Genomic DNA, 17,947 nt, shown 5'->3' with positions numbered 1-17,947 from the left:
ACCAGCAGGGCGCCGCCCTCCCCTGCCTTACTTCACCGTGATGTCACAGCTCTGGCCCACCCAGGTCAGCCCGGTCGGCACCGGCTTGGCGCCGGAATAGCTGAGCTGCATGCCCAGATCCACCGAGCTGTTGGGCGCAATCGTCCCATTCCAGGCCACCGGCGTGATGGTGATGGTCCGACCATTGACCGAGAAGGTGCCGCTCCACGAATTGCTGAGCGTGAACGCATTGCTTTCGGTGAACGTCAGCGACCAATTGCTCAGCGGCGTCGTGCCCAGGTTGCTCAGTCGGATGCTCGGCACCTGGCCACTGCCCCAGTCATTGCTGGTGTCGAACACCACGGCGCAGTTCTTCACGTCGTTGTCGATCTCCGTGGCGGTGACCGTCCGGGTGACGGCATTCGTGGCACTGATGCTGATCGTGGCCACGCCGTTGAGCGAATCAGCGTCCTTGGCGGCGGCCAGGGTCACCGTCTGGGCCGTGTTCCAGGTGGCCGGCGTGAACACCAGGCTTGCGCCGCTGGACACGGAAATGTCCGTGTCCCCCGACGTCCGCGCCACCGTGACGGTGACGTTGCCGGTGGGTGCCGACGCGAGCTTCACGGTGAAGCTCTGGGTCCCGGTCTCCGGCACGGACACCGCCGCCGAAGACACCACCAACTCCACCGGCACGACGATGTCCAAGTCCTGCTCGGTCGCCAGCACGCTGGCCCCGTTCAGACCGGCAGCGCTGAGGGTGAAGGTGGCGGTGCCATTGACTGCGTCGGCATCCTTCGCCGCCGTGACGGTCACCGTCTGCGCCGTTGCGTAGTTGTCCGGCGTGAAGACCAGGGACGGCGTGGCCGTGGCCAGGTCGGCATCCCCTCCAGCCGCCTTGGCCACAGACACGGTCACCGTGCCCGCCGGCTTCTCCGACAGCGACACCCCAAAGCTGGCCGCGCCACCTTCCGGCACCGTCACGCTGGACTTGGACACCACGATGGATGGCCCCGTGGCCGGGAACAGCCGCCCATAGTCCGCCTGTGCCAGCGCGATGTCCGCCTGCGCCCAGAAGCGGTGGTACACCCAGGTCGGCTCCGGTCCACCGGCCAGATAGGCGCTCAGCTTGGCGAAATCCGGGTCCTGCTGGTACTTGGGCCGGATGCTCAGGAAGGTCGAATTGGCATCGATGACGGCCCCCTGCGCATTGGTGCCGGTCCAGCCCGGCGGCACATAGACGCCATCGCCGGTCGCGGCGTTGTAGGGGTCGTCAAAGCGCAGATAGTCCTTGCGCTTCTCACCCACCGCCAGGCCCTTGCTGTCCTGATACTTCGCCCACATGCGGTCCAGCAGTTCACGCGCGGTGTTCTTCGCGGCTGCATTGCCGGACTTCGCCGCGTAGTAGCTCAGGGTACGGGCATAGGCGGCGGCGGTGCCCACATCATTGGTGAACTCCGTGACCGTCACCCGCAGGTTGGCATTGCTGCCGGGGTTGGCAGGGTTCCACGTATCCGGCTTGCCGGACCATTGCAGGGTCGATGGAATCTCATAGGTGCCATCCGCCAGCAGCCGCGTATTGGCAATGGCCCATGCGGCCCACTTGTCCAGCAGCGCCTTGGCCTGCGCGTCATTGCTCACGTAGTAGAGCTCGGCCACCCGCTGCATGGACCACACCTGGAAGCCGAACCAAGTGTTGGACGCCGGGTCGTGATAGACCGGGGCTTCGTCATAGAACATGCCGTAGAAGGTCGGCGTGCCGGCGGGCGGCTGCTCATGATTGCCGTTCCAGCTGTTGGTCGCGCCGCCGGCAATGGCGCCGTCGGCGGACTGCAGCCAGCGGTAGAACTCCATCTGCCGCTGGAAGCTCTTGCCCCAATCGCCGGAGGCCGAGGGCGACAAAGGCTTGAAGGCCGGCTGGGTGGACAGCGCCCACGCCACCATCGGGTTTTGATAGCCGAAGTGGTTGTGGGAGGAGCTGATGCGCCAAGCCCATCCCGCGGAGGAGTCCAGCGCACCGCCCCAGGCGTAATACCAGGACATCAGGTAGTGCTGGTTGTCGCGCAGGCCATTGCTGTCCGCAGCGCCGGTGCCGCCCGGGCAGGTGGTAGGCCCCACGCAATTGCCAATCCGCTTGAAGTACTTGTCGAACATCGCGTAGCGCAGGAAGTCGCCCATCTTCGCGGCCTTCTTGACCAGGTCGGCCACCTGGGCGCCCTTGCCCTGTTCGGTCGCCCAGATGTTGGCCCAGTAAATGGCCTGGATGGCGCGGCCGTCCGCATCGGGCGCATTGGTGTAGCGCCATTGCTTGGCGTAGTTGGAATCACCGGTGAAGAGACTCAGGAATCCCTGGTTCCCGCCCGTGCGGCCCCATTTGAAGGTCTCGCAGGACGGATGAGGCACCGTTTCCCACACCGATTCCTGGGCGCCGCGCTGGAAGGTGTTGATGTAGGCCGGCTTGGTCACGCCGTCGCCGCAGCGCCCATACCCATACCAGTTGTCCACGTCCATCAGCCAGTGCATGCCGTAGATGTCGCGGCTGCCGTAGGTGGTGGCCAGCTCATTGCCGATCGGGTCCTGTCCCACCGGGGTGCCGAATTCCAGCGGGGATGGATAGTTCTTCGGCAGTGCATATTCCCCGGCGTACGAGGCCGGCTTGGTGGCGTTGTAGAAGCTGTTGGTCGGCTGGTCCGCCGGTGCGGGAATGATGTACTTTTCCATGTTGGCCCAGGCTGCATTCAGCGGACCCCAGTCGCCCGTGACCCGGCCGTACTGCGCCTCCAGCCAGATCCAGAAGCTGTAGGCCTCGGACGTGGTCTCGTGGCCGTGGTCCGGCGCTTCGACAATCAAGGTCTCCACCGAGTGGTAAGGCACCCCTTCCGGGCTGAAGTAGCCGTTGGCGGGGTTCTTGATCTTGTTGTATTGCTGCAGGAAGCGCTGGTTGTAGTCGGTCTGGGCATGGGCCCCAAACGCAGCGACCAGAGCGGCGGCCAGCAAGGCCTTGCGGGGAAAACGGAACATGGTTGTCTCCTATGACCCGGATTTCGGGCGTGAGTAACCCCCGACCCGTCACGAATGACGGGCCTTTGGGGGTGAATGGGAACGGACTTACTTGATGAGGACCTGGCAGCTCGCGCCCGTCATCACGACGGCGCTGGGCATGGGCTTGGTCCCGCTGTAGCTCAGCTGCATGCCGGCATCGGTACTGCCGCCGGCAGCCACCGTGGCATTCCAGCTCTGCGGCGTGAAGCTGACCTTGTTGCCGGTGGCGACGAAGGTGCCGCTCCAGCTGTTGCTCACCGTGATGCTGTTGCTCTCGGTGAAGCTCACGCCCCAGTTGGTGATGGGCGTGGTGCCGGCATTGCTCAGCAGCAGACGGAAGACCTGGCCACTGCCCCAGTCATTGGTGGTGTCCAGGGTCAAGGTGCAGGCGCTGCTGCCGCCGCCCGGCGCCACCGGGGTGGCCGAGACCGGGTCGGACAGACTCACGCCCGCCGTGTTGCGCGCGCCCACCTTGTAGAAGTAGGCCGTGCCGTTGGTCAGGCCCGTGTCCACATAGCTCAGCGCCGTGAGACCGCTGGCCAGGGACGTGTAGCTGCCGGTGGCGCTGCTGGCGCGCGAGACCTCGTAGCTCGCCGCGCCGGTCACTGCCGACCAGCTCAGCGTCACCCGTCCATCCCCGGCAGCCGCCGTGGGCGCGGGCGCCGCAGGCGGACCGGCAGGCGTGCTGGCGGAAACCACATCACTGGCTGCACTCTCGCCGCTGTCATTGCGCGCGCTGACCGTGTAGTAGTAGCGCGTGCTGCCGGCCAGGCCGCTGTCGACATAGCTGGTGCCGGTGGGCGACGCCAGCAGGGCGAAGCTGCCGGCCGTGCCGGTGGTGGACCGCTTCACGGTGTAGCCGGTGGCGTTGGTGGCCGCCGACCAGCTCAGGCTGATGCTGCCAATGCCGGCCGTGGCGCTCAGTCCCGTTGGCGTGGCAGGCACCGGCACTGCGACGCCGCCGCAGGCGGTCGGCTCGGTGCCCCAGACCTTGCGGCCTTCGTCATACAAGGTGATGCCTGTCACCTTGACCGGTGCGCTGCCATTGCTGGCCAGTCCCGCATAGGACGGGTCGTTCGACGGATTCCAGAAGCTGGTGCTGTCCGGCGCGGCAATGCGGATCTGGATTTCCTTCTTGTAGGCGGACTGCCCGCCGGGGTAGACCTTGGTGCCGGAGAAGTCCCCCACCGCATAGAACAGGTTGCTGCTGCCGCAGCGCACCAGCCCACGGGCCACGCCGCCGTCGCTGTAGTTGGAACTCACCTTGATGTCGGCGGCCGTGCGACCGGCGGCAAACACTTCGCTGAGGTCCACGTAGTAGCGCAGGCTCAGCTTGTCCGTCACCTTGGCGGGCCAGCCGCTGCGGTTGTTCACCACCGCCTTGACCTCGGTGTAGGTCGTGCCCGCGCTGTTGATGCCGGCTTCGACAAAAAACTCATCCTCGCTGGCCACCTCTACCTGCGGGAAATTCGCCAGCGGCACGCTGCCCGGGAACAGCTGCTGCGCCCCGGCCAGCACGCCCACGATGGAGGCGTTGTAGTCGATGGCGACTTCATTGGAGACGTAGTCGGAGATCGAATCGGTGTAGCCGTCATTGGCCCCCGGCCCGCCGACCAGCGCCCCATACAGCACATGCCGATGGTTGGCCGGAAGCGTCTGGCTGTCCGCCCAGGACCCATGCGCCGTGCGGTGATGAGGATGCTGCGGTGAATTCGCGCCGAAGCCGATCAGATAGCTGCTGTTGCGCGGATTGCTGCCCAGCGCATAGTTCAGCTGCTGCATGGCGAAGTCGCGATAGCGCTGCTGCTTGGTGGCGTCTGCCACGTCCTTGGCGTAGACCATGGCAATGAACGACTCATTGAGCGCATACCGCAGCGAGCCCCATTGCGACAGCCAGGCCAGCCCGCCCGGCGTGTAGGTCACCCGCTCTCCTTCCGGCGTGCCGGTGGTCCAGTAGGCGAGATTGCGCTCGATGGCGTCCTTGTACTTCTGCTTGCCGGTCAGTCGCGCCAGCAGCAGGTAGCTGCCGTAATGCTTGCTGTCCCAGTCCTGCGTCCACTTGTAGGGCAGATAACTGGTCTGCCCTTCCGAGCCGAAACCGCCGGCACCGGTGGTGACGAAGCTCTCCGCCTTGGCCAGATAACTGGCGTCGTCCGTGGCCCGGTAGAGCCAGATGGCGCCCCAGGCCAGCTCGTCAAAGAAGCCCGACCAGGAGTTGTAGTAGCCCTGTGCATCGGTGATGCATTCGACGTACTTCTGGCGCTTGGAATCCGCCAGGGTGTAGAGCTGCTTGGCATGGGTCAGCAGCGTGGCCGAATAGGCCGGGTCGCTGGTCTTGAACACCATGGAAGCGGCGGCCATGGCGGCAGCGGTCTCACCGGCCAGATCGGAGCCGCCGCAGGTGGCATCGATCTTGTAGGCCGGGGCTGCCTTCGGATAGACCTCCACCGGTCCCCACCAGCTGTGGTCGGTGCTGCCATTGCCCACCTGTCCGTACAGCACATTGGCGCTGGGGTGGGCCTTGATGAAATAGTCGTTGATCCAGCGCAGGTTGCGCAGCAGGGCGTCGTACTGGCCGGCGTCCTTGTGGCCGGCCTCGAACTCCAGCGCCCCCCAGGCCAGTTGCGTGGCCGTCCAGGCAGCCGGGAAGCCGAACTTGACGTGGTCGCCGGCGTCATACCAGCCGCCCGTCAGGTCCAGGCCCACATCGCTGCCATCGGTCAGGCGTGAGTCGCCCCGCCAACTGACGCGATTCCATTCCGGCTTCTTGCCGGACTGCTGCGCCTCGTAGAACAGGATGGACTTCTGCAGCGCCTCGGCATAGTTGTAGGCGGGTGCTGTAGTCGCCTGCGGCGTGGCCTTCGTGCTCAGGGCCTTCGCGCCCGGCCCTGCGTCTGCACTGGCCGTGCTGCGCGAGCCATCGCCGCCGCCGCAGGCCGCCAGGACCAATGCCAGGCATGGCGCTGCCCATCGCGTCCGTCCACGACGCGTTTGAATCAATGTCTTCATACTGCTTGTCTCCGGGTTGCTGTGGTGACTCGAAGCAGCTGCACAACCGGCATGCAGCTGCCCGCCTGGGCCCTTTGGCAGGAGCTCCTGGCACGACGCTTGACCCCGATGGAAAACGCTTGGTTCGCTCGTTGTAGACAACGTTGTCAGATCGAGAGAGAAAAAAGGCCAAGGACTTGGCCGTCTCGATACGCACGCTGTTCTGGCGGCACTGTCACTTGCGTCAGGAGGGGAGACGCAGCCTTCAGTGCATCAGGACAATCGTCCGGACAGGGGGTCCGGCGATGAGCCCTGAATGAATGCACTCCGTCAGTGAATGCATTCAGTGACGCGATGCTCTTCCGATTTCCGGGAGTCGTCAACCACCTCTTGCGAAAACAAACATCTGCAACAGGGGCTGTTTCGCATCCCCATTCGGATCAGACCGTCCGTCACAGGTCCGTCGTCTCATCCCCGCACAGTGCGCGGTTTCTGAATCATTGAGGAGGAATTCCATGCAACGTCTGTCCCCTGCCCTGATCGGCCTGGCACTGGCCAGTGTCGGCACATCCGCCTGTGCCGATGACTTCCCCCGCCTGGATGCCGCCTGGCCCACCACGGTGAACATCGCAGCCACCTATCCCGTCTTTGATTTCGACACCGACGGCTGCCTGCCCAGCGCCGGCATCAGCCGCAGTGGCGCGCAAAATGGCGGACTGGCGCCGTCGGGCAGCATCACCGGCGGCTGCCGCAAGAACAACTTCATGGACTATGCCAATACGCTGCATCGGCATGCCTGCATCACCAGCGGCAGTGACGTCTATTGCGGCCACTTCTATGCGCTGTATTTCCTGAAGGACCAGGCCACCGTCTTCGGCGGCGGCCATCGGCACGACTGGGAACATGCCGCCGTGTGGACCCGCAATGGCGTCGTCACGCACGCGGGCTACAGCGCCCATGGCGATCTCTTCAATGTGGCCGCCGCCAGCCTGCCGCTGGACAGCAATGGCCATGTGAAGATCGTCTATCACAAGGACGGCGTCACCACCCATGCCATGCGCATGGCCAAGGTCAATGAAGTGGCGGAGAACGGCTATGGCCAGTTCGTCACGCCGGCCATCGTGAGCTGGTATGAAGTCAAGGGCGACGGCCTGACCAACGAGCAGATGCGCAGCCGCCTGAACAGCTATGACTACGGCTCCGGCACCATCCCGATGCGGGACAACAATTTCCTGAGCAACCTCAACACCTACCGGCCGGCAGGGTATCCGGCCTTCACGCAGGCGAGCATCGAGGCGTCGAAGCCCTGACTAGGCGTGGCCCGATCACCACGGTCATCCGCACGCGCGCCCCTCCCGGGCGCGCGACGGACCGATGGTGGGAGAGCCCTACTGGCCCTATTGGCCCTATTGGCGCTATGGGCCCTATTTCTTGGGCGGGAACCCCGGCATGCCCGGCATTCCGGGCATGCCTGGAAAGAGGCTGCCGGCCTTCTCGAACTGTTCCTGCATCTGCAGGAACAGGTTCTTGGACTGCTCCAGGTAGTTGCCCATCAGGCCCTGCATCACGGGGGCCTGGCCACTCATGAATTGCGACCACAGCTCCGGGTTGAAAGCGGCGCCCTGGCTCTGTTCGGCAAAGCGGGCCTGCATCTCGGTGAAGGTCTGCAGGTTCTTTTCGAGATAGGCGCCCATCATGCCCTGCATGGCGTGGCCGTAGAAACGGATGATCTGCGCCAGCAGCGGCGTGGAGAACATGGGCATGCCGCCCATCTCCTCTTCCAGGATGATCTGCAGCAGGATGGACCGGGTGAGTTCTTCACCGGTCTTGGCATCGCGGACTTCGAACTCAGCGCCCTCCAGCACCATCTTCTTCACGTCCGCCAGCGTGATGTAGCTGCTGGTGTGGGTGTCGTAGAGACGCCGGTTGGGATACTTCTTCAGGACGCGCGGGCCTTGGCTCCGCCCGGCCTCGTCGGTGCCTGGGGCGGATTTTCCGCGTCGGGCCGTCACCATGTTGTCTCCTCTGGGGTGTCCGCCCATTTTAGGAGTGCCGCTGTCTCCCCCCTGACACGTATTTACACCGAGCCGTTGCCGGGGCGGGCAGCGATCGGTGCGGTGGGCGATCGTGGTCGATCACGGGCGATAAGCGGACTCGGCCCGGGCTCAGCGATGCGTTGGCGATGCGTTGGCGATGCGTTGGCGATGCGTGCCCGATGCGTTGGCGATGCGTGCCCGATGCGTGGGCGACGCGTGGCGATGAGGGACGACGGGTAGCGGAGCGCGGGGACCAGGGCGCGACCAGCGGGTCAGGTGCTGGCGCGGGGAATGATCTGGAAGCCGACGTCGATGGTGCGCTGCTGCAGCGGCTCGGGCTTGCGTTCGGCGCGCTCGATGATGAAGCGGGCCGCCTGTCGGCCAATGGCCGTGCCGTCGATGCGGACCGTTGTCAGCGCGGGCGACATGTCGGCCGACATGGACAGATCCCCAAAGCCGATGACCGCCAGGTCCTGCGGGATGCGAAGGCCGCGCGACTGCGCCTCCAGCATCACACCCACCGCCAGGGAATCGGAGCTGCAAAAGACGGCATCGATGTCCGGCTGCCGCTCCAGCAGGTCCGCCAGGCCGCGGCGGCCGCTGCCCAGCGTGGTAGGCGTGGCCATCTTCGCAATCGGCACCTCCGGCACGCCCAGGGCCTTGGCCTGGTCCTGGAAGGCCCGGAAGCGCCGCTGCGCACGCTCGTCGCTGCCGGCCACGCCCGCCAGACGACGGTAGCCCCGCTGCACCAGGAAGTCCGCCACGCTGCGCCCCAGGGCTTCATGCGAAAAACCCACCAGCATGTCGATCGGGTCGTCGCTCAGATCCCAGGTCTCCACCACCGGCACACCGGCAGCCCGCAAGCGCAGCCGCGCCTGCTCGGAGTGGCTGGTGCCGGTGAGCACCAGTCCGTCCGGGCGACGGCCAATCATGGCCTCCAGCCACGCGTCCTCACGGGCGTTGTCGTACCCCGTCTGCCCCAGCAGCACCTGATAGCCCGCCGCAAACAGCGCTTCGGTCAAGCTCTGCACCGTCTCCAGGAACACCAGCCCGGCAATCGTCGGCACCGACACGCCCACCATGCGGCTGCGCATGGACGACAAGGCTCCTGCCAGCAGATTGGGCACATACCCCGTGCTGCGGACCGCCTCAGCCACGCGCGCCCGCACCTCTGCCGACACCTGGTTCGGTGTGTTCAGCGCACGGGACGCCGTGATCGGGGCCACGCCGGCCAGCTTGGCCACGTCACGCAGGGTGACGGCGCCACTGCCCTTGCGGCGACGGGGACGGGGAAAACTCTCGACATCAGACATGGGCGCCGATCATAGAGCGCACAAGCAGCTGTCCATACCGGCATGGACCTGGGGAGAACACTCCAGGATGGTGCGCGCGCCACAGGCCCACCCCCACTCGCGGGGAGCGAGCCCCACGAGGTGAGAATTTCAGGCGGTCTTCAGCTCTTCCAGGTCCAGCACGCCAACTTGGTCGCGCAGCGCGTCGATGTAGTCCACCAGGGCCTGCGAGTCGTTGGGGAACTTGCGGGCGAACAGGATGTCTCCGCCTCCGTGGAAACTGTCCGCCGGGAACTGCCGCTCCCGCAAGACGTCCTTGACCAGCGACATGCCAAAGGTCTCAGGGCTGGACCGACCCGGCGACCAGTAATTGCGCGTGACATTGCGGCGGACTTTCTCAAGGAAGGGCGAATTGCCGACGATGGTGTGGATGAAGGTTTCATCCGCACAGACGGTGGTGGAAAAGTAATGGGTCAGCGCGGGATGGGTGTCCGCAAAGTCCAGGATGTGCTGGGCGCATTCACGCGTCAGCGCCCACCAGGTCGAGCCTCCGAACGGACGCAACCCCTCCAGATGCTGGTGGTAGTCCCGCCATTCCTTCACCAGCCCCGCCTTGAGCAGGGCCCAGGTCAGATAGCGGAACGGTCCCGGGCGCGGCACCCGCCGGGCAATGCGCGACTCGGGTTTTCCTTCCCGGTCGTTGGGCATCTCGACCAGGTTGATGAACTCGATGTCCGGTTGGCGATCGAAAAACGCCTGGATGTAGTGCGTGCTGTGCACCGGATAGTCGACCCCGCTGAGCAGCACCAGCCGATCCACCCGCTCCGGCGAGGCCAAGGCCGTGCGCATGAGCTCGAAAATGGCTTCCACCTGGGAATAGTCGCCCCAGTGCACCGACACGCGGTGCGGCGTGAAGTGCACGCCGTGGGCGGCGAGAGGCTCGAAGTCGGAGAGGCGGGACTTGCGGTCCACATGCATGAAGATCCGGGCCTGCGGATGCTGCAGGCTGCGCACCAGACGGCGGACATGATCAGGCGCGTTGTGGACCAGGAGCAGGTAAGCAGTGGTCATGATGGGCCTTTCAGGGCTGTTGGAATGCGGCTCAGGTCGTCGTCCTTTGCAGCAATTTGCGCTCCGTCCCACGTTTGAAGGGGCGGCCACCGGCTCGGGAGGGGCGCGCTGCGCCATTTCGTGGCACGGAGCTTGCGCACGTGTCACCCCATTCATTCAGCCCACGGAGCCGCCCATGAACCGTCTCGACGTCACCGAAAAGATCATTGCCACCAAGGTCGCCAAGGGCCTGCGGTGGTCGGACATCGCGCAGCAGGTGGGGCTCAGCAAGGAATGGGTGACCGCTGGCTGCCTGGGTCAGATGACCTTCGATGCGGAGCAGGCGGCCACCCTCGCCCGGCTGTTTGACCTGACCGAAGAAGAGACGCAGTGGCTGAAAGTGGTGCCTTACAAGGGCAGTCTCCCCACTTCGGTGCCCACCGACCCGCTGATCTACCGCTTCTACGAGCTGGTCAGCATTTACGGCACCACCTTCAAGGAGCTGATCCACGAGGAATTCGGGGACGGCATCATGAGCGCCATCGACTTCAAGATGGACCTGCAGCGGGAGCCCGATCCCAAGGGTGATCGGGTCAGCATCGTCATGAGCGGGAAATTCCTTCCCTACAAGACGTATTAACGATGCACGCTAGCATCGCGGCATGCATTTCTACGAACCCTCCCAGGGCCACCGCCTGCCCCACGATCCGTTCAACGCCATCGTCGGGCCGCGGCCCATCGGCTGGATTGCCAGCCAGGATGCCCAAGGCGTCCTGAACCTGGCGCCCTACAGCTTCTTCAACGCCTTCAACTACACCCCGCCCATCGTCGGATTCGCCAGCCTGGGCCGCAAGGACACGGTGCGCAACATCGAGGCGACCGGGGAATTCGTCTGGAACCTGGTGACGCGCGACCTGGCCGAGGCCATGAACACCAGTTGCGCGGCCGTCGGGCCTGAGGTGGACGAGTTCGCGCTGGCCGGCCTGGCCACCGCGGCCTCTCGGGTGGTGCGGGTGCCCCGGGTGGCCGCCAGCCCGGTGTCGTTCGAATGCCGGGTGACCCAGATCATCCAGTTGCAGACGGCGCAGGGCCAATCGGTGGAGACCTGGCTGACGCTGGGCGAAGTGGTGGGCGTGCACATCGACGAGCGCCTGCTGGTCGATGGCGTGTATGACACGGCAGCCGCTCGGCCCGTGCTGCGGGGCGGCGGCCCCGCCGACTACTTCGAGCTGGGCGAGCGCTTCCAGATGCGCCGGCCCTGAGGGCCGATACCCCCGCCCCCCCCCCCGCAGACGCTGCGGGCGCCCCTTCATTTGCGCAATCGCATTGCAGCGGCTCGGCATGAGGCGCATGCTCGGGAGTGACCCGGATTCCCCGGGCGGTCCCACTGGAGCGCGCTCATGTACCAACATCTCCTGGCCCCCATCGACGGCAGCGCCACTTCGGGCCGGGGTCTGGCGGAAGCCATCCGCCTGGCCCAGGCGCTGAACGCCCGGGTGACGCTGCTGCATGTGCTGGACGTTTACCCCTTCTTTGGCCATTCCGGATGGAGCGGTCAGCTGGAGGCGGACCTGGCGCCACGACGCGCGGTGGCGCAGGACCTGCTCGCTTCCGCAGCGGCGCAGGTGCAGGACGCTGGCGTGGCGGTCAGCTTCGTGCTGAGGGAATGCCTGGAGCCGCATGCCGGCGCGGAGATCGTGCGGCAGGCTCGTGAACTGAAGGTCGATGCCATCGTGATGGGCACCCACGGGCGTCGAGGCATCTCCCGCATGCTGCTCGGCGGGGACGCCATGATCGTGCTGCGGGACAGTCCGGTGCCGGTGCTGGTGCTGGGCCCTTCCGAGGGCATGGCGGGTGCTGAGGGAAGTGCCTGATCGAGCCTGGTCGCGCCAACTTTGACCAATCGCAATCGGTCGCGATGCGCCAGGATGACGGCGGCACCGTCCCGGGAGAACAATGGCCGTGCTCAAGGAGGACACCATGTTCAGACAAGTGCTTGTGGCTTACGACGGCAGCGCGCCCGCTGAAGCGGCCCTGACGGCCGCGCTGGACCTGGCCCGTGGCCAGCCCACCGACCTCCTGCTGGCCATTGTGGTGTCGGACCTCCCGCTGGATGTGGAGATGTCCAGCGGCACCATGCTGGAGGCTTCGCGGGAGGCCCAGCAGGCGGAGGCGCAGCGCATTCTGGCCGCCGCCCGCGCGCGGGTGGAACAGGCGGACCTGCCCTGCCAGTGCGCCGTCCTGTTGTCCGGCGGACGGCGCACAGCCGAAGTCATCGTGGATCATGCGGTGCGGGAACACGCAGGCTTGATCGTTGTCGGCTCGCATGGCCGGCGCGGTGTGAGCCGGGCCTTGCTGGGCAGTGATGCGGAGTTGGTGGCGCGTTTGTCGCCGGTGCCGGTGCTGATCGTGAAGACACCAGCAGCTGCGCGCTGAGCGACCGAGCCAGCCCCCTGGCCGGACGCTTCGGTGCCAGCAATGCCGCACCTGTGCAAGCGATTCGCGCGGCTCAGTGCGACATCAAGACCGGCACCGTCATCGCATCCAGCAAGGTGCTCGACGCACCACCGAACAGCATCTCCGTCCACCGCGGGTGACTGTAGGCGCCCATCACGATCAGGTCCGTGCTGAGATCAGCGGCTGCGGACAGCATCGCCTCTCCGATGGGCAGCGGGGTCACCCAGTCCTGCGGCTGCGCCTCCACGCCCTGGAAAGCCAGCCATTGCCGCATGCTGTGCATGCGCTGCATCGACCGTTCCTGGTCCCTCCCCTGCTGGCCCAGGTACAAGCCGGCGTCCCCCTGCGCACGGTGCCAGGTCGCCAGCAGCACCTTCTGGGCGCGTCGCAGCAGGGGCAGCGCATCGGTCATCGCCCGCACCGACTCGCGGCTGTCGTCCCAGCCGATCAGCATCTGCTGCCAGCGCAGCGGCCCTTGATGCGTATAGGGGACCACCAGCACCGGACGCGCGCTGTGCATCAGCACCTGCTCCAGCACGCTCCGGTCCTGCCGATGCCCCGGTCGATCCGGGTCGGGCTGGCTCATGACCAAAAGGTCCGCGCAATGCGCACGCTCGGCGATGCACGGAGCCACCGCCGCCTGCTCCGCCACGGCCTCGAAGGACGTCAGCCGCGCCGCCACGCAGCGCTTGCGGAAGTCGCTCGCCGCCGACTCGGCCGCTTCCATCAGCATGGCCCAGGCAGACGGCCCGTACTCGACAAGCACGGCGGCCGCTTCCGGCTCGGACGGCGGGTCCACCAGCCCAGTCGGCGCCAGGCCGATCAGGTGGGCGTCGAAATCCTTCGCCAGTCCGATGGCCACCTCCACCCGCGCGGCACAGGCGGGCGATGCGTCCAGCGCCACCATCACGGTTCGATAGGTCATGGCGCCTCCTTCAGAACGTCAGCACCGCGCGGCCTTCGATCCGGCCCTGGCGCAGCGACTGGAAGATGTCGTTGATGTCGCCCAGCCCATAGGCCGTCGTCTCCGCATGCACCTTGCCTTCGGCAGCAAAGGCCAGGGCTTCATTCAGGTCCTGGCGGGTGCCGACGATGGAGCCGCGAACGGTCTTGGCATTGAGCACCATGTCGAAGATCGGCAGGGCAAAGTCGCCCGGCGGCAGGCCCACCATGGACATGGTGCCCCGCTTGCGCAGCATGCCCAGCGACTGGGCAAACGACTCGCGGGACACCGCCGTCACCAGCGCCCCATGCACGCCACCCAGGTCGCGCTGCAAGGCCTTGGCCGGGTCTTCCCGGCCGGCATGCACGCAGCACTCTGCACCCAGCCGCTGGGCCTGCCGGAGCTTGCCGTCGTCCACGTCCACCGCCGCCACCCGAAAGCCCATCGCCCGTGCGTACTGGATGGCGAGGTGGCCCAGCCCGCCGGTGCCCACCACGGCCACCCACTGGCCCGCCCGGGCATCCAGCACCTTCAAGCCCTTGTAGACGGTCAGGCCGGCGCACAGGATGGGCGCAAGGGCTTCGAACGAGCCCTTGTCCGGCAGGTGGCCGACGTAGTTGGGGTCGGCCAGCACATACTCGGCAAAGCCGCCGTTGACGGTGTAGCCGGTCATCTGCTGATGGTCACACAGCGTCTCCCAGCCGGTCAGGCAGTGTTCGCAATGGCCGCAGGCCGTGTGCAGCCAGGGCACGCCGACGCGGTCGCCTTCGCGCACATGGCGCACGCCGGCTCCCACCGCAGCGACGGTGCCCACCCCCTCATGGCCAGGGATGAAGGGCAGCGGGGGCTGGACGGGCCAGTCGCCATCGGCCGCATGCAGGTCCGTATGGCAGACGCCGCAGGCGGCCAGTTTCACCAGGATCTGGCCGGGTCCCACCTCGGGGATTAGGACCTCTTCCAGCACCAGGGGTTCACGGTAGGCGCGGACCACGGCAGCTTTCATCATCGGCATGATGGCGCTCCTGTCAGGTCTTGCGGCGCAAGAGGGTGTAGAGCGGGCAGTAGCCCGTCAGGCCCGTCACGAGCGGGACCAGGCCCAGAAAGCCCCAGGGGCCGATCCAGGCCATGCCTGCGGCCAGAATCAATGCACTGCCCGCGCCGACGCGCAGCAGTCGTTCGGTGGTTCCCACGTTCATCGACATCGCCGTCTCCTTGAGGCCCCGGAATGGGGACAACATCAGCGTAGGCCTATCCAGGCACACGGGGATTGCGTTGCATCAAGTTTCGGCGCGGGCGCAGCGGCCATTCCGGCCACAGGCGTCCACCCGTCAGGCATTCGCCCGTCGGGCATTCACACGTCAGGCGTTGGGTGCTTTGAACGTTCAGCGGCCGGCGGCCGGCAACTGCACAAAGAATTCAGCGCCACGGCCAGGCCCGGCACTGGTGGCCCACACCTCTCCGCCGTGGGCCTCCACCAGGTGCTTCACCAGCGCCAAACCGATGCCCAGGCCCGTCTGCTGGGAGCGGCCCGCCGGGGCCTGCACAAAAGGCTCGAAGACGGTGGCGAGCATGTCGTGCTCGATGCCGGCGCCCTGGTCGGTCACGGCCACCGTATGGAATGGGCCCGAGCGCATCGCGGCAATGGTCACCGCCGCCCCCTCAGGACTGAACTTGATCGCATTGGTCAGCAGGTTGCCGAAGACCTGGATCAGACGGCCCGAATCGCCCATCACGGACATCGGCATCTCCGGCCAATGCACATTCACCTGCACCCGTTTCTGGCGGCTCAGCTCACCGCAGGACTCCACCGCTGATTCGATCAGCTGGCACAGGTCCACCTCTTCATGGGTGATGGTGAGCAAGTGGGCCCGGATGCGGGTGAGGTCCATCAGGTCGCCCACCAGGCGGGTCATCTGCTGGGTCTGCCGCCGCATGGCGCCGAGCGCGCGGTGGCCGGGGTCGGACAGTGCCGGCTCCCGCTCCAGCACGTGAATGCCGGAGCTCATCGTGGCAATGGGATTGCGCAATTCATGGGCCACGGTGGCCAGCAATTGGTCCTTGAGCCGGTCGTTCGCCTCCAAAGCCCTCTCATGCCGGTCGACCTCGGTCACATCGCGGGTGACGCCCAGCACGGACTTGACCTCGCCCGTTTCTGCGTTGAATTCAGGGACAAGACGCGTGGCAAAGATCTGCCCGTCGTATTCAAACTTGAGAGATACCGGGCGAGCCTGCTCAAACACTTGCGCCAGCGACGCATGCCATTGCTCACACAGCGCCGGCGGCATGCCCAATTCCGCATTGGTCTTGCCGAGGAATTCCGAAGGCGGCTTGCCGGTCAGTCGCTCGATGGCGCCGCTGACAAACAAATGGCGAAACTCCCGATCGAAGCGGGTCAGGATGTCGGGGGAGTTGTTGGTGATTTCGAAGAGGTCCCGCTCCCGCTGTGCGGCGACCTGGCGTGAACGCGCCAGCCAATGCAGGATCAGGCAGTCCACCACCAAAATGGAGCTGAAGAACAGCAATGCAATCAGGTCGCCCTGCGTCAGCAGCAGGAAGGCGCCCGGCTGGTGAGGAAAGAAGGACACATACGCGGCGCCGACGCTCAAGGCCGCGCACATCAAGCCCGGGCCGATGCCGAAGAGATAGGCGGTGATCATGACCACCGGGAAGAAGGTCAGGAAGGGAAAACCCTGCTCAGGCAGCACCCCGATGAGGGCCACCCGTGCCCCCCATCCAATGGCCCACAAACCGATGCCGGCGGCATATCGGACCCAAGTCGGCATTCGCGCGGAACCGGCAGTTGAAACCATCAAAAATAGAAGGATTGATGTTTACGACGCATGAGGATGATAAATACGCCGTATAGCGCGGTTTCAAACTGGCGTCAGTGAAAATGGCGACTCGACAGCAGGCAAGCTTTGGGCCCGGAAACTTTGGGGTGGGCCTATTGGCCAGCCGCGTCCTGGGTCATTCGCTGCGACTTCCTTCGCCGCTTTTCTTCATAGGCCGCCGCATCCGCCGCCGCAATGAGCGCGGCCAGTGCATGGTCCCCCGTGGAGACGGCATACCCAATGGAAGCGCCGATGCGCACGTCCTGGCCCTCCAGCGCGATGGGGGCGGACAAAGCCTCCGACAGCCGCCGACAGACCTGCGCGGCAGTGCCTGCCTCGGAGACCCCGGTCAGCACGATCACGAACTCGTCACCGCCCACCCGTGCGATCAGGTCGTGATCCCGGCATTCGCGCTCAAGCCGCCGCGCGGTGACCCGCAGCACCTCGTCGCCGCCATGATGGCCATGCCGATCGTTGACGGGCTTGAAGTCGTCCAGGTCAAAGGCCACCAAGGTCAGCGGGGCCGCGGCAAGGCTTGCGAATTTCTCTTCCAGGGCCCGGCGATTGAGCAGGCCAGTGAGCGGATCCCGCTCGGCGGAGCTGCTCAGATGATGAATGCTGGCGCGGCCCCGACGGAACAGGACGGCCGCATAGGCAATGCTCCAGGTCAGGAACACCGCCAGCGACAGGGCAGCGGCCGCCGCAATCTTCTGCAGCCGGCTGTACTCCAGGGCCCGTTCCTTGCTGCGCTGCTCCATCAGGCGGCGTTCGGCGTTTTCCAGGGCTGACAGGGCCGCGCGCAGGTCCTTGGCCGCGTCCCGCTGGGCCCGAAAACGCAGGCTCGCCTGCAGGGCCTGCGGGCCGTCCCGCTCCGCGATCACGATGATGCTGCGGGTCCAGCCGACGACTTCCGCGGCCTCGGACTGAAGCGTGAAGGCGAGTTCGGATTGGGTCGGGTCGTCACCCAGAAGCGTCTGCAAATGCTCCGCGCCGAGGATGGCGGCCTTGTTGGCGTCCCGCACGCGGTGCAGGATCTCCGGGTCCGGGACCAGCGCGTAGTTGCGAAGGGCCAAGCCGCCCCGCAGCAGATTGATGCGCAGCTCGGCAATGTCGTCCAGCACCTTCTGGGTGTGCTCCACCCAGAGACTGGCGCGATGAAAGTCTCTGGCCGTGAGGAACAGCATCGTGCCACCGCCGCCCATGAGCAGCAGCGCAAAAAGCTGGGTGACGAGCAGGAGCCGCCCGATGGGTTGGAGCACCTGGCGGTGCTTGGGCTGGGGGTCAGGACGGTCCATGCGAAACAACAGCAGGGCGATGGCAAAACGATGCCAA

Annotated in this window: 15 protein-coding genes; 5 read left to right on the top strand and 10 right to left on the bottom strand. The window is 65.9% G+C overall.

The window, feature by feature from the left end; translation table 11 throughout:
• Nucleotides 1–27 precede the first annotated feature (27 nt).
• The gene (locus tag DES44_RS05400; protein WP_058935885.1) at nucleotides 28–2,997 is read right to left on the bottom strand and encodes a glycoside hydrolase family 48 protein; all 2,970 of its coding nucleotides are present in this window, start codon (nucleotides 2,995–2,997) and stop codon (nucleotides 28–30) included.
• Nucleotides 2,998–3,084: 87 nt separating this feature from the next.
• Nucleotides 3,085–6,027, bottom strand: coding sequence for a glycoside hydrolase family 9 protein (locus DES44_RS05395; RefSeq protein ID WP_116001315.1), 2,943 nt, complete (start codon nucleotides 6,025–6,027; stop codon nucleotides 3,085–3,087).
• A gap of 494 nt (nucleotides 6,028–6,521) precedes the next feature.
• On the opposite strand from DES44_RS05395, the gene DES44_RS05390 reads away from it, so the two are divergent.
• Nucleotides 6,522–7,316, top strand: a complete 795-nt coding sequence (locus DES44_RS05390) for an NPP1 family protein (RefSeq protein WP_058935887.1) — start codon at nucleotides 6,522–6,524, stop codon at nucleotides 7,314–7,316.
• A 114-nt stretch (nucleotides 7,317–7,430) separates the two neighbouring features.
• Here DES44_RS05390 and phaR read toward each other — a convergent pair whose 3' ends face one another.
• From phaR to DES44_RS05375, 3 genes are all read right to left on the bottom strand, one after another.
• On the bottom strand, nucleotides 7,431–8,021 hold the full coding sequence (phaR, locus tag DES44_RS05385) for a polyhydroxyalkanoate synthesis repressor PhaR (protein WP_058935888.1): 591 nt from the start codon (nucleotides 8,019–8,021) through the stop codon (nucleotides 7,431–7,433).
• A gap of 293 nt (nucleotides 8,022–8,314) precedes the next feature.
• Nucleotides 8,315–9,355: a LacI family DNA-binding transcriptional regulator gene (locus tag DES44_RS05380; protein WP_058935889.1), complete on the bottom strand. Its 1,041-nt coding sequence runs from the start codon at nucleotides 9,353–9,355 to the stop codon at nucleotides 8,315–8,317.
• Nucleotides 9,356–9,484: 129 nt separating this feature from the next.
• A complete protein-coding gene (locus tag DES44_RS05375) occupies nucleotides 9,485–10,405 on the bottom strand; it encodes a beta-1,6-N-acetylglucosaminyltransferase (RefSeq protein ID WP_058935890.1) in 921 nt (306 codons plus the stop codon).
• 175 nt (nucleotides 10,406–10,580) lie between these two features.
• Here DES44_RS05375 and cynS point away from each other — a divergent pair, with 175 nt between their 5' ends.
• From cynS to DES44_RS05355, 4 genes are all read left to right on the top strand, one after another.
• On the top strand, nucleotides 10,581–11,024 hold the full coding sequence (gene cynS, locus DES44_RS05370) for a cyanase (protein WP_058935891.1): 444 nt from the start codon (nucleotides 10,581–10,583) through the stop codon (nucleotides 11,022–11,024).
• 22 nt (nucleotides 11,025–11,046) lie between these two features.
• On the top strand, nucleotides 11,047–11,646 hold the full coding sequence (locus DES44_RS05365; RefSeq protein WP_058935892.1) for a flavin reductase family protein: 600 nt from the start codon (nucleotides 11,047–11,049) through the stop codon (nucleotides 11,644–11,646).
• Nucleotides 11,647–11,784: 138 nt separating this feature from the next.
• Nucleotides 11,785–12,258, top strand: a complete 474-nt coding sequence (locus DES44_RS05360) for a universal stress protein (protein ID WP_058935893.1) — start codon at nucleotides 11,785–11,787, stop codon at nucleotides 12,256–12,258.
• A gap of 106 nt (nucleotides 12,259–12,364) precedes the next feature.
• Nucleotides 12,365–12,820 carry a universal stress protein gene (locus DES44_RS05355; RefSeq protein WP_170156604.1) on the top strand — a complete coding sequence of 152 codons (456 nt, stop codon included), beginning with the start codon at nucleotides 12,365–12,367 and terminating at the stop codon, nucleotides 12,818–12,820.
• A 73-nt stretch (nucleotides 12,821–12,893) separates the two neighbouring features.
• On the opposite strand, the gene DES44_RS05350 is transcribed toward DES44_RS05355, so the two are convergent.
• The 5 genes from DES44_RS05350 to DES44_RS05330 all read right to left on the bottom strand — a co-directional run bounded on the left by DES44_RS05350 (nucleotide 12,894) and on the right by DES44_RS05330 (nucleotide 17,910).
• On the bottom strand, nucleotides 12,894–13,766 hold the full coding sequence (locus tag DES44_RS05350) for a universal stress protein (RefSeq protein WP_058935895.1): 873 nt from the start codon (nucleotides 13,764–13,766) through the stop codon (nucleotides 12,894–12,896).
• A 10-nt stretch (nucleotides 13,767–13,776) separates the two neighbouring features.
• Nucleotides 13,777–14,799: a zinc-dependent alcohol dehydrogenase gene (locus DES44_RS05345; RefSeq protein ID WP_198165024.1), complete on the bottom strand. Its 1,023-nt coding sequence runs from the start codon at nucleotides 14,797–14,799 to the stop codon at nucleotides 13,777–13,779.
• 10 nt (nucleotides 14,800–14,809) lie between these two features.
• Nucleotides 14,810–14,986 carry a YgaP family membrane protein gene (locus DES44_RS05340; protein WP_083525723.1) on the bottom strand — a complete coding sequence of 59 codons (177 nt, stop codon included), beginning with the start codon at nucleotides 14,984–14,986 and terminating at the stop codon, nucleotides 14,810–14,812.
• A 180-nt stretch (nucleotides 14,987–15,166) separates the two neighbouring features.
• Nucleotides 15,167–16,567, bottom strand: coding sequence for a PAS domain-containing sensor histidine kinase (locus DES44_RS05335; RefSeq protein WP_058935897.1), 1,401 nt, complete (start codon nucleotides 16,565–16,567; stop codon nucleotides 15,167–15,169).
• A 161-nt stretch (nucleotides 16,568–16,728) separates the two neighbouring features.
• Nucleotides 16,729–17,910, bottom strand: a complete 1,182-nt coding sequence (locus DES44_RS05330) for a diguanylate cyclase domain-containing protein (RefSeq protein ID WP_147306959.1) — start codon at nucleotides 17,908–17,910, stop codon at nucleotides 16,729–16,731.
• Nucleotides 17,911–17,947 lie beyond the last annotated feature (37 nt).

It is taken from the genome of Roseateles depolymerans (genome assembly GCF_003387155.1).
Classification (GTDB): Bacteria; Pseudomonadota; Gammaproteobacteria; order Burkholderiales; family Burkholderiaceae_C; genus Roseateles; species Roseateles depolymerans.
The sequence above is the reverse complement of the archived record's forward strand: the minus strand, read 5'-3'. Positions and strand labels throughout refer to the sequence as shown.